The organism is Plantibacter sp. 2H11-2, from assembly GCF_050031945.1.
Lineage (GTDB): Bacteria > Actinomycetota > Actinomycetes > Actinomycetales > Microbacteriaceae > Plantibacter > Plantibacter auratus.
This window is the reverse complement of the sequence record NZ_JBNBBL010000011.1, coordinates 1-11,861: the sequence shown is the minus strand read 5'-3', so window position 1 is coordinate 11,861 and position 11,861 is coordinate 1. Positions and strand designations below refer to the sequence as shown.

Here is an 11,861-nt window from a genome sequence, read left to right as displayed (position 1 = left end):
GGAGTACCTCATGTCAGAACCCAAGTCGTCCGTCGCCACCGGCGACCCCACCGCGAACCGATCCGTCCGCGACCTCGTCCGGGCCGCCATCTCCGGGTGGCTCGGCACCGCGCTCGAGTTCATGGACTACCAGCTCTACTAGCTGGCCGCCGCGCTCGTGTTCGCCGACCTCTTCTTCTCCAACGAGGACCCGGCCATGGCCGTCGTCGCCGCGATGGCGACGTACGGGGTCGGCTACGTCGCCCGTCCGGTCGGCGCGTTCTTCTTCGCCCGGCTCGGCGACAAGACCGGCCGGACCAAGGTCCTCTTCTACACGATCCTGCTCATGGGCCTGTCGACGACGCTCATCGGATTCCTGCCGACCTACTCACAGGTGGGCCTCCTCGCGCCGATCCTGCTGGTCCTCCTGCGGATCGCGCAGGGCTTCGGAGCCGGTGCCGAGATCTCGGGCGCCGGCGTCATGCTCGCCGAGTACGCCCCGGCCAAGCGCCGCGGCATCATCGCGTCGCTCGTGGCGCTCGGGACCAACTGCGGCACCCTGCTCGCCTCCGCGCTGTGGGCCGGTCTGCTCCTGGCGTTCAGCGAGGACGAGGTCATCGCCTGGGCCTGGCGCATCCCGTTCATCGGCAGCGTCGTGATCATGCTCTTCGCGGTCTGGGTCCGCTTCAACCTCAAGGAGAGCCCGGTCTTCGAGGAGCGCGACGACGTCGTCGACGGCAAGGCGCTCACCAAGCAGGAGACGATCGCCCTCGCGACCGAGACCGGCAACCTCCGCACGCTCGAGGCCATGAACCGCAAGCCGATCAAGGCGTTCAGCATCGCGCTCCTGCTGCGGTTCGGTCAGGCCGGCAACTCGGGACTCGTCCAGACCTACCTCATCAGCTACATCACCGTCGTCCTGCTGCTGGACCGGTCGATCGGTGTGAACGCCGTCATCGTCTCCTCGCTCGTCGCCTTCATCACCGTGCCGCTCTCCGGTTGGCTCGGTGACCGGTACGGACGGAAGCGCATGTACATGGTGTGGGCGATCATCGCGCTCATCATCATCGTCCCGACCATGCTCATGATCCACAGCAAGGACACCGTCCAGGTGTTCGTCGGCTACGTCGTCCTGCACAACCTGGCCGTGATGAGCTTCGCGTCGCTCGAGAACCTGACCCTGCCGGAGCTCTTCGGCGCGCGGAACCGCTACACCTACACCGCGATGGCCCGGGAGATCGCCGCGATCGTCGCGACCGGCGCTGGCCCCGTCATCGCCGCCGCCTGGGTGTCCGCCGCCACCGGCTCCTTCATCCCGATCATCATCATGCTCGGCGTCTTCACCCTCTGCGCCCTGGTCGCGTCCATCTGGATGCCCGAGGTCGCCGGTCGGGACCTCACCGACCCGCGCGACGCCATCTGACCGGCACCCGACCTCCTCGAAAGGAACCTCATGAGCATCGAACGCGCGGACGTCATCGTGACGAGTCCCGGCCGGAACTTCGTCACCCTGAAGATCACCACCAGCGACGGTGTCGTGGGCTGGGGCGACGCGACCCTCAACGGGCGTGAGCTCGCCGTCGCGTCGTACCTCGGCGACCACGTCGCGTCGATGCTGATCGGCCGCGATGAGGACCGCATCGAGGACACCTGGCAGTACCTGTACCGCGGACCCTACTGGCGGCGCGGACCCGTCACGATGGCGGCCATCGCCGCGGTGGACATGGCGCTCTGGGACATCAAGGCGAAGAAGGCCGGGGTGCCGCTGTACCAGCTGCTCGGCGGTGCGAGTCGATCGGGGATCCGGGCGTACGCCCACGCCTCGGGGACGGACTACCAGGCGCTCGCCAACGCGATCACCGGGTACCAGGAACTCGGGTTCACCGCGGTGCGCGTCCAGACCGGTGTGCCGGGGCTCGGGCAGGTCTACGGGGTGTCCGCCGCAGGTCCCGGGGTCCGCTACGACTACGAGCCGGCGAAGCGCGCGGCGGACGGCTCGGCGGCCACGGCACCGACCGAGGAGTCCTGGGACACCGCCGGCTACCTCGCGCACATGCCGGGTGTCTTCGAACGGATCCGTGAGGACTTCGGGACGGGCCTCCGGATCCTGCACGACGGACACCACCGCATGTCGCCGATCGAGGCCGCCCGGTTCGCGAAGGACATCGAGCCGTACAAGCTCTTCTGGCTCGAGGACTGCACCCCGGGGGAGGACCAGACCGCCCTGCGACTCGTCCGCCAGCACTCGACCACGCCGCTGGCCATCGGCGAGGTCTTCAACTCGGTGTACGACTACCAGACCCTCATCACCGAGCGCCTCATCGACTACGTCCGCTCGGCGGTGACGCACACCGGTGGCATCACGGCGATGAAGAAACTGCTCGACTTCGCGGCCATCTACGGGATCCGTTCCGGCATCCACGGCCCCACCGACATCTCACCCATCGGGATGGCCGCAGCGCTGCACCTCGACCTCGCGATCCACAACTTCGGGATCCAGGAGTACATGCCGCACAACGAGCAGACCCTCGAGGTGTTCCAGACCTCCTTCACCTTCGACGACGGCTTCCTGCACCCCGGCGAGCAGTCCGGCCTCGGCGTCGAACTCGACGAGGACGCGGCCGCCGCGTTCGAGTACACGAAGGCGTACCTGCCGGTGAACCGGCTGACGGACGGCACCGTCCACGACTGGTGAGCGGTGGTGGCGCTGGCATCTGGTGCTCCGCGGCTGTGAGGTGAGATGATGCGGTGCTGCCTCGAACGCGTGCGGTCCTCCGCCACGTCCGTCCCGATGCGCGAGGCGCTGCGGGTTCCGGGACGGCAGCTCCTCCCTGCGACCCGGAATCGAAGGATGCCCGGTGCACGAGGACCCGACCGTCGGCGCGGCCGACACCGCTGAACCAGTCACCCGAGGCGGCAGCGTCGCCCCCGTCGCTCCGCCGTCGCACCGACTGCGTCCGGTCGCCCTCGGTGGTGTCATCGCCGCCACGGTCGTCGTCGCCGCGGCCTGGGTGGTCGGCGCGTCGGTGTCGCTGACGGCGGCCACGGCACCGTCGGTGATGCTGCAGCCGTACCTCGACGCACTGGAGGACGGGCACCTCGAACGGGCGGTCGCGATGGACGGGACCGCTGCCGCCGCCGCCGAACTCGGCTACAGCGTCGACCTCCTGACCGATGAGCGGTATGCGCTCGCGACCGACCGCCCGACGGCCCATCGCGTCGGTGCGACCCGGACCGAGAACGGGGTCGCCACGGTCGACGTGACGTTCGAGCGCGGCGGCGAGCGGCAGACCACGGCGTTCACGCTGCGCGCACAGCCGTCCGGCTTCCTGTGGTTCAGCGCGTGGCGCATCGAACCGGCGAGCCTGCCGACCATCACGGTGCCCACGGTCAGGTTCGGTGCGCTGGACCTCTCCGTCGGAGGCGAGCACGTGGGCACGGTGGATGAGACGACGGTCTACGTCGTCGGACCGGGGAAGTACGACATCGCGGCCGACTCGACCACCGGCTTCTTCGACTTCGAGGTGCCCAGCGTGGAGGCCGAGTGGGACGGCAGGCCGACGGCGTATCTGTACCCGACACTGACGGCGCTCGGGCAGGAGGGGGCGACCGCTGCGGTCCACGCGTACGTGGACGCCTGCATCGCATCGACGTCCTATGAACCCGAGGGCTGCTCCATCGCGATCGACAATTCGGAGGGCGACGAGATGTCGGGCGTCACCTGGCTGTTGACCCGTGGTCCCGAGTTCGAGTTCTCGGAGTACTCCGCGACGGCGGGGTTCCTCGTGACCACCACCCGTCGGGGTAGTGCCGACTTCCTCGCCGCGTTCGCCTCGGCGTCGGGCGAATACGGCATCGTGACCGCGGAGGACTGCGAGGTGTGGGTGGACGGTGCCGTCGTGTTGTCGACCGACGGCACGTGGACCTTCGACCCGTACACCTGGTGAGCGTGGGCGATGTCATGCACCAGATGAGGGGTGGGGACGCGTGAAGTACGTTCCAGCGTTCGGCCCGAAGGCGCAGGTGTTCATGCTCTGTGTGGCGCGAGCTGAGCTGCCCGCGCGACGATAGGGTGAGGACCCGTGACGGCCGCCCTTCCCCCTGAGCATCGCGAGACGACGCCCCGCGGGGTCCTCGTCTCCGTCGTCGCCTCGTTCCTGTTCGCGGCGCTGTTCTTCCTGCCACCGCTGCTGGAGCCGTTCGGGGCGAACGAGATCTTCGCCTGGCGCGTGATCGCGACGGTGCCGGTGCTGGCGACGCTCATCGTCGTGTTCGGGTGGTGGCGGGACGTCCGCGACATCGCGGTTCGTCTCGTGCGTCGTCCGCTCCTCGTCCTCGTGGTCGTGGTCGACGGGCTCCTGCTGTCCCTGCAGCTCTGGCTCTTCGGTTGGGCACCGCAGACGGGGCACGGGCTCGAACTCGCGCTCGGCTACCTCCTGATGCCACTGGCGATGGTCGTGGTCGGCGTCGTCCTGCATCGGGAGCGACTCGCACCGCTCCGGATCGCCGCGGTCGCCGCAGCCGCCATCGGTGTCACCGCCGCGATCGTCGTGGCCGGTGGGCTGTCCTGGGCGACCATCGCGGTCGCGGTCGGCTACCCGGTGTACTTCGCGATCCGGCGCCGAGCCGGGCTCGACTCGATCGGTGCGTTCTGCTTCGAGCTGGCGGTCCTCGTCCCCGCCGCGATCGTGCTGGCGCTGCAACCGTCCTCACTCGCCATCCTGGCGGCGCACCCACAGCTGGGTTGGGGGATCGTGCTCCTCGGGGTGATCGGTGGCGTCGCCCTCGTGCTGTACCTCGTCGCGAGTCGCCTGCTGTCGTTCGGCGTCTTCGGACTGCTCAGCTACCTGGAACCGGTGCTGCTGGTCCTCGTGGCGGTCCTCCTCCTCGGCGAATCACTGACGCTCGCCGACGGGTTCGTCTACGGCCCGATCGTGGTCGCCCTCGTGTTGCTCGGGCTCGAGACCACGCGCCGCCCGCGCTGACCGCCTTCCCCAGCACGGCGCGTCGCCGCGAACCTGTGAAGTCAAGCCTCGGGACGCGTTCCGCGAGCGCGCCTAGCCTGATGGCATGGTTACGAAGCATGCTCCAGCACTGTCGCTCGAGTCGCCGTTTCCTCCAGCGCGAGACTCGTCCGAACGGCACCACGTCGTCCCGATCGGTGCCCGGCAATGGCGGATCTCGAACGACGCCGATCCCTCCTCGCCCGAATGCTGTCTCGCGTACGTCGAGGCACAGGGCGCCGGTTACGACGTCCTCATCGTGGCGCCCAGCCCGCCTGAATGGCTGCACGTGGACACCTTCGACGAGGCAAAGCGTGCCGCGATCCGACGGCCGTCACCGCAGCTCTGAGTCGCTCCTCCGGCATTCGTTCGCCCATTCTTGGGCGACGGAGTGCTGGTTCGCCCAAGAATGGGCGAACGAACGGGTTCAGACGCTCCCGCGACGCACGATCGACGTGGGAACGAACGAGCCGACCGGCGAGATGTTCTCGCCCCGGAGCTGGGCGAGGAGCACCTCCGCCGCGCGCTGACCGACGGCCGCCGCCGGCTGGTGGACGGTGGTGAGCGGCGGGTGGCAACGGAGCGCCCACGCCGAGTCGTCGAAGCCGACGACCGACACGTCCTCCGGCACACTCCGCCCTGCCGCTCGGAGGGCTTCGAGCGCTCCGGCCGCGACGGCGTCCGAAGCCGCGAACACCCCGTCGACGGCCGGCTCCCGGCGCAGCAGCTCCGACATGCCGGCGAAGCCGTCCTGGTGCGAGTAGAGCGGGACCTCCACGACGAGGCGGTCGTCGAAGCGGTCGCCGAGCGCATCGCGGAACCCGGCGAGTCGGTCTGAGCCGGAGTCCCGGTCGAGGGCTGCCGCGATCATGCCGATGTGCCGTCGGCCGGCACCGATCAGCTCACCCGTGATGTCGGCCGATGCCGACCGGTTGTCGATCCCGACGAAGGGGAGCTCACGGAGGTCGGGCGGGTGGCCCACGAAGGTCGCCGGGAGGCCGAGGCGTTCGATGACGCGCGTGATCGGGTCGTTCTGGCGCGCGGACACCATGATCACCCCGTCGACGAAGCCGCCCGAGAGGTACCGGGTGATGCGGTCGGTGTCGCGCTCGGAGTCGACGACCAGACAGACGAGCTGGTGGTCGGCCTGTGACAGGGCCTCGTTCGCCCCGAGCAGGATGTTGCCGATGTTGGGGTCGTCGACGAACAGGCTGTGCGGCTCGTGGACGACGAACCCGACGGCCTGGGTGCGCTGCATGACGAGGTTCCGGGCGGCCGTGTTCGGCACGTAGCCGACCTTCTCGATGGCGGCCTCGATCGCCTCGCGTGCTTCAGCCGACACGTAGCGCTCGCCGTTGACGACCCGGCTGACCGTGCCCCGGGAGACGCCGGCTTCGACGGCGACATCGTGCACCGTCGCTCGTTTGCGTCGGGTCGGCGGAGGGGTCACGGCTCCACCCTAGCGCCGGTCCGGGCGGCCTTCGGCGGGCTCCGTGTTGACAGATCCAGAAACGCACGCCTACTCTGTGTACGTTCACAGACTCTCAACGTGGAGTTGTCGCTCTTCGATCTGTGCACGTTCACAGATTGCGGAAGGCACCATGAGCACGACCCCCACGTTCAGCCACGACGGCATCGCCTACGGCTGCGACTACAACCCCGAGCAGTGGGATCGGTCCGTCTGGCGCGAAGACGTCGCGCTCATGCAGGAGGCAGGTGTCGACCTCGTCGCCCTCAACATCTTCGGCTGGTCGCACCTCGAGCCGCGTCCGGGGGAGTTCGACTTCGCCGGGCTCGACGAGATCCTCGACCTGCTCCACGAGGCCGGCATCCGGGTCAACCTCGGAACCGGCACCGCATCGGCCCCGCCGTGGCTCACGTTCCGGCACCCGGAGATCCTCCCCGAGACCGAGGACGGGACGACGCGCTTCCCCGGCGGTCGCCAGGCCTGGTGCCCGTCGTCTGCGGTCTTCCGCCGCTACGCCCTCGAACTCGTCGAGCGCGTCGCCGAACGCTACGGCGCGCACCCCGCCGTCGAGCTCTGGCACGTGTCGAACGAACTCGGCTGCCACAACGCGCTCTGCTACGACGACGAGAGCGCCGAGGCCTTCCGGGGCTGGCTCCGCGCCCGCTACGAGACGATCGAGCGCCTGAACACCGCGTGGGGCACGTCGTTCTGGAGCCAGCAGTACAGCGACTTCGCCGAGATCCTGCCGCCGCGCCTGACCCTGTCGAGCCGGAACCCGAGCCAGGTCATCGACTTCCACCGCTTCTCCTCCGACGAGCTCCTCGGCTACTACCGGGCCGAGCTCGAGGTCCTGCGCCGTCACAGCTCGGTGCCCGTCACGACCAACTTCATGGTCACCGCGCACATCCGGAACCTCGACTACTGGCAGTGGGCGCCCGACATGGACGTCGTCGCCAACGACCACTACCTCGACAACCGCCTCGCGGACCCGACTGCCGAACTCGCGTTCGCAAGCGACCTCACGCGCGGTCTCGCGAGTGGCGGTGCGTGGTTGCTCATGGAGCAGTCCACCGGTGCGGTCAACTGGCAGCCGCAGAACCTCGCGAAGGCACCGGGCGAGATGACCCGGAACTCCCTCACGCACGTCGCGAAGGGCGCGGAGGCGATCTGCTTCTTCCAGTGGCGTGCGTCGCTGCAAGGCTCGGAGAAGTTCCACTCGGCCCTGCTGCCGCACGCGGGCACCGACTCCGACGTGTGGCGCGAGGTCGTCGAGCTGGGCGGCACGCTCGACCGACTCGACGAGATCACCGGCACGCGCGTCCAGGCCGATGTCGCCCTCCTCTTCTCCTGGGAGAACTGGTGGGCGGCCGACGGCGAGAGCCGCCCGACCCACGCGATCGACCACCTCTCGCAGGTCCACGCGGTCCACGCGTCGCTGCGTCGTCTGGGTCACACCGTCGACGTCGTGCGTCCGGGCGCCGACCTCTCCGCCTACCGCCTCGTCGTCGTCCCGAACCTGTACCTGGTGCGCGACAGCGAGGCCGCGGTCGTCTCGGACTTCGTCGCGGCCGGTGGGCACGCCGTGGTCACGTTCTTCAGCGGGATCGCCGACGAGGAGGACCGGGTCCGCCCCGGCGGCTACCCCGGCGCGTTCCGCGAGCTGCTCGGCGTCAACGTCGAGGAGTTCGCCCCCGTCCTCCCCGGCCAGGTGCTGACGCTCGCGTCGGGCCGGACCGCGACAGCATGGTCCGAGCGGACCCGCGCCCGAGGTGCCGAGGTCGTCGACTCCTTCGCCGACGGCCCGTCGACCGGTCGCCCGGCCATCACGCGCAACCGCATCGCGGGTGGCGGCGACGCCTGGTACCTCGCGACGAACCTGGACGCCGGCGCACTCGACGAGGTGCTCCGCGACGCAGCCGCGGGGGCCGGGGCGCTGCCACAGGGTGATCCGGACCAGCCGGGCCTCGAGGTCGTCCGCCGCGCCGATGAGGGACGGAGCTACCTCTTCCTCATCAACCACTCGACGAACGACGTCGAGCTGCCGGCCCGCGGGCGCGAGCTCGTCACCGGCGAACCCGTCGACTCCATCGCACGCGTGCCAGCCGGCGCCGTGCGCGTCATCAGAGAGGACCGCACGCGATGAGCGTCAACATCGAGACGGCCGAGGCGACGTCGCCACGGCCCGTCCGCCCGCCGAGGGCGGCCAAGCTGCCGAAGGCGGTGGTGCAGCACAAGCGGGCGATCGCCATCTTCATCGTCCCGTTCGCCGTGCTGTTCGCGCTGTTCTACCTCGTGCCGATCGGGTACGCGGTCTACCAGTCGCTGCTCGTGATCGAGCGTGACGGCACCTTCGGTCAGGCCCGGGAGGTGTTCGGCGGACTGGCGCAGTACGTGCAGGTCTTCCAGAACGGCCCGTTCTGGCAGTCCGTCGGACGGGTGCTCCTGTTCGGCGTCGTCCAGGTGCCGGTGATGCTCGGGCTCGCGCTCCTCTTCGCGCTGCTGCTCGACTCACCGCTCCTGCGGGGCAAGCGGTTCTTCCGTCTCGCGTTCTTCGTCCCGTACGCGGTGCCCGGCGTGATCGCCGCCATCATGTGGGGCTTCCTCTACTCGCCGAACCTGTCGCCGTTCACCGCGGTCACGCAGAGCGTGGACTTCCTCTCGGCCGACCTCGTGCTCTGGGCCATCGCGAACGTCGTCACCTGGGTGTTCGTCGGCTACAACATGCTCATCATCTACTCCTCGTTGCTCTCCATCCCCACCGAGATCTACGAGGCCGCCCGGCTCGACGGCGCCGGTCAGGCGCGCATCGCCTGGTCGATCAAGATCCCGCTCGTGATGCCGGCGATCGTACTCACGGCGATCTTCTCGATCATCGGCACGCTGCAGCTCCTCGCCGAGCCGCAGGTGTTCCGCACCTTCAGCTCGGCCGTCAGCAGCACCTTCACCCCGAACCTCACCGTCTACACCACCTCGTCCATCCCGAACGTGAACCTCGCAGCCGCCTTCTCGGTCGTGCTCGCGTTGGCGACCTTCGTCCTCTCCTTCGGGTTCCTGAAGTTCACGCAGCGAAAGGAAGGCAAATGACCGCCATCCTGTCCACCGGCCGCGGCCCGCAGGAGAGCCGCCTGTCGCGCGCCGGCGCGCTCATCGTGATGCTCGTCTTCACGCTCTACTTCCTCATCCCCATCTGGTGGCTGTTCATCGCCTCGACGAAGTCGTCAGCGCAGTTCGGCAACTCGACTCCGCTCTGGTTCGCGGACTTCAACCTGTTCGAGAACATCGGCCAGCTCGTCGCCTACCGCGACGGCGTCTACCTCAAGTGGATGCTGAACTCGGTCCTGTACGCCGGCCTCGGCGCACTGCTCGGCACGCTCTTCGCGGCCATGTGCGGCTACGCCCTCGCGAAGTACCGGTTCCCGGGACGCGACCTGATCTTCAACGTCGTCCTCGGCGGTGTGCTCGTCCCCGCGACCGCGCTCGCGCTCCCGCTGTTCCTCATCTTCAGCCAGGTGGGCCTCACGAACACGTTCTGGGCGGTCTTTTTGCCCTCGCTGGTGAGCCCCTTCGGTGTCTACCTGACGCGGATCTTCGCGGCGTCGAGCGTGCCCGAGGAACTCCTCGAGGCCTCGCGTCTCGACGGCGCCGGTGAGATCCGGACCTTCTTCACCATCTCCGTGCGACTCATGTTCCCGGCGCTCGTCACCGTGTTCCTCTTCCAGTTCGTCGCCATCTGGAACAACTTCTTCCTGCCGCTCATCATGCTGCGCGACGAAGCCCTGTTCCCGGTCACACTCGGGCTCTACTCCTGGAACTCGCAGGTCAACCAGATCCCCGAACTGCGCCTCTACGTCCTCGTCGGCGCATTCCTGTCGATCATCCCGCTCGTCATCACCTTCCTCCTGCTCCAGCGGTTCTGGCGCTCCGGCCTCGGTGCCGGCGCCGTGAAGTAGTCGGACCGACGAGCAGACACTCCTCTCCATCCCGCACCAACACCCATCCCGCACCATTCACAGAAGAACGGATTCGCTATGAACCTCAAGAGAACAGCGGTCGCCGCAGCGGTGCTGTCGGCCGTCGTCCTGAGCGGCTGCTCCTCCACCGGGTCGGAGGGCGGCAGTGCTGCTGCCTCCTGCGCCCCGGCCGAGGGCAAGGTCGACCTCAGCTTCACCTCCTGGATCCCCGGCATCGAAGAGGTCGTCGACGTCTGGAACAAGGAGAACCCCGACATCCAGGTCAAGGTCCAGACCGGCCCGAACGGCAACAGCGGTACCTACCAGAACTTCTTCAACCAGCTGAAGGCCGGCAACGCCCCCGACCTCGGCCAGATCGAGTACGACGCCCTGCCGAACTTCCGCGTGCAGAACGGCCTCATGGACCTCGGTGCGTGCGACGACGTCATGGCCGCCAAGGACGACTTCGTCGACTGGACCTGGGGTCAGGTCTCGCTCGGTGAGTCCGACTCGGTCTACGCCGTCCCGCAGGACTCCGGCCCGATGGCCATGTTCTACCGCGCCGACCTGTTCGAGCAGAACGGGATCGCCATCCCGACGACGTGGGCCGAGTACAAGGAGGCCGCCAAGAAGGTCCGCGCCACCGGTGCGTACATCACGAACTTCTCGCAGGGCGACATCAACCAGTTCGCCGGCTTCGTCTGGCAGGCCGGCGGCAGCTGGTTCAACAACGACGGCTCCGACTGGACCGTCGACCTGACCGACCCCGCCTCCAAGAAGGTCGCCGACTACTGGCAGGACCTGATCGACGAGGACCTCGTCTCGACCGTCCCCACCTGGACGACCGAGTGGGACAACGCCTACAACTCCAGCGCCGCCTGGACCTGGAACTCCGCCGTCTGGGGCGCGAACTCCATCGCGTCGGGTGCTCCCGACACCGCCGGCAAGTGGGCCGTCGCGAAGGCTCCGCAGTGGGAGGCCGGCGACTCCGCGGCTGGCAACTGGGGCGGTTCCTCGACCGCCGTCTTCACCGGTTCCAAGCACCCCTATGAGGCGTCGAAGTTCGCGCTGTGGCTGAACACCTCCGACGAGGCGCTCACCATGCTCAACAAGAGCGCCAACATCTACCCGGCGACGAAGGAGGGCCTGAACCTGCCCGTCCTCAAGGAGGGCGTCGACTTCTACGGCGGCCAGCCGATCTACGATGTCTTCGCGGAGGCTTCCTCCGAGGTGTCTGAGGACTTCGCCTGGGGTCCGACGATGACGCAGACGTACAACGACGTGTCCGACGGCTTCAAGGCTGCGGTCTCCGGTGACGGAACCCTGCTCGACGCCCTCACCAAGGGCCAGTCCGCGACGATCGACGCCCTGAAGGCGCAGTCCATCCCCGTCAAGGAGTAGCAGAACAGTGATCCACCACCTTCGTGCCGCGGGCGTCAGCCCTGTCTCTTATACACATCT

Annotated in this window: 11 protein-coding genes; 10 read left to right on the top strand and 1 reads right to left on the bottom strand. The window is 68.4% G+C overall.

Annotated features, from left to right (window positions below; translation table 11 throughout):
- Positions 1 to 10: 10 nt before the first annotated feature.
- The 6 genes from ACQG07_RS17495 to ACQG07_RS17470 all read left to right on the top strand — a co-directional run bounded on the left by ACQG07_RS17495 (position 11) and on the right by ACQG07_RS17470 (position 5,331).
- Entirely contained in the window at positions 11 to 142 is a 132-nt protein-coding gene (locus ACQG07_RS17495; RefSeq protein ID WP_426738977.1) for a hypothetical protein, read from the top strand.
- A gap of 15 nt (positions 143 to 157) precedes the next feature.
- A complete protein-coding gene (locus ACQG07_RS17490; protein WP_426738976.1) occupies positions 158 to 1,402 on the top strand; it encodes an MFS transporter in 1,245 nt (414 codons plus the stop codon).
- A 30-nt stretch (positions 1,403 to 1,432) separates the two neighbouring features.
- Positions 1,433 to 2,674, top strand: coding sequence for a D-mannonate dehydratase ManD (gene manD, locus ACQG07_RS17485; protein WP_426738975.1), 1,242 nt, complete (start codon positions 1,433 to 1,435; stop codon positions 2,672 to 2,674).
- Positions 2,675 to 2,837: 163 nt separating this feature from the next.
- Positions 2,838 to 3,926 carry a hypothetical protein gene (locus tag ACQG07_RS17480; RefSeq protein ID WP_426738974.1) on the top strand — a complete coding sequence of 363 codons (1,089 nt, stop codon included), beginning with the start codon at positions 2,838 to 2,840 and terminating at the stop codon, positions 3,924 to 3,926.
- Between the two features lie 135 nt (positions 3,927 to 4,061).
- Positions 4,062 to 4,964, top strand: a complete 903-nt coding sequence (gene rarD / locus ACQG07_RS17475; RefSeq protein WP_426738973.1) for an EamA family transporter RarD — start codon at positions 4,062 to 4,064, stop codon at positions 4,962 to 4,964.
- Positions 4,965 to 5,049: 85 nt separating this feature from the next.
- Positions 5,050 to 5,331 (top strand): hypothetical protein, encoded by a 282-nt coding sequence (locus ACQG07_RS17470; RefSeq protein WP_194642893.1) that lies wholly within the window; start codon positions 5,050 to 5,052, stop codon positions 5,329 to 5,331.
- A gap of 78 nt (positions 5,332 to 5,409) precedes the next feature.
- On the opposite strand, the gene ACQG07_RS17465 is transcribed toward ACQG07_RS17470, so the two are convergent.
- Complete coding sequence (locus ACQG07_RS17465) at positions 5,410 to 6,432, bottom strand: LacI family DNA-binding transcriptional regulator (protein WP_079704351.1); 1,023 nt, start codon at positions 6,430 to 6,432, stop codon at positions 5,410 to 5,412.
- A gap of 151 nt (positions 6,433 to 6,583) precedes the next feature.
- Here ACQG07_RS17465 and ACQG07_RS17460 point away from each other — a divergent pair, with 151 nt between their 5' ends.
- From ACQG07_RS17460 to ACQG07_RS17445, 4 genes are all read left to right on the top strand, one after another.
- Positions 6,584 to 8,593, top strand: coding sequence for a beta-galactosidase (locus ACQG07_RS17460; RefSeq protein WP_426738972.1), 2,010 nt, complete (start codon positions 6,584 to 6,586; stop codon positions 8,591 to 8,593).
- Positions 8,590 to 9,534: a carbohydrate ABC transporter permease gene (locus tag ACQG07_RS17455; RefSeq protein ID WP_079704353.1), complete on the top strand. Its 945-nt coding sequence runs from the start codon at positions 8,590 to 8,592 to the stop codon at positions 9,532 to 9,534. The genes ACQG07_RS17460 and ACQG07_RS17455 overlap by 4 nt, the downstream gene beginning before the upstream one ends.
- Positions 9,531 to 10,400, top strand: coding sequence for a carbohydrate ABC transporter permease (locus ACQG07_RS17450; protein WP_426738971.1), 870 nt, complete (start codon positions 9,531 to 9,533; stop codon positions 10,398 to 10,400). Before ACQG07_RS17455 ends, ACQG07_RS17450 begins: the two co-directional genes overlap by 4 nt.
- A 78-nt stretch (positions 10,401 to 10,478) precedes the next feature.
- On the top strand, positions 10,479 to 11,801 hold the full coding sequence (locus ACQG07_RS17445) for an ABC transporter substrate-binding protein (RefSeq protein ID WP_159876557.1): 1,323 nt from the start codon (positions 10,479 to 10,481) through the stop codon (positions 11,799 to 11,801).
- Positions 11,802 to 11,861: the final 60 nt, after the last annotated feature.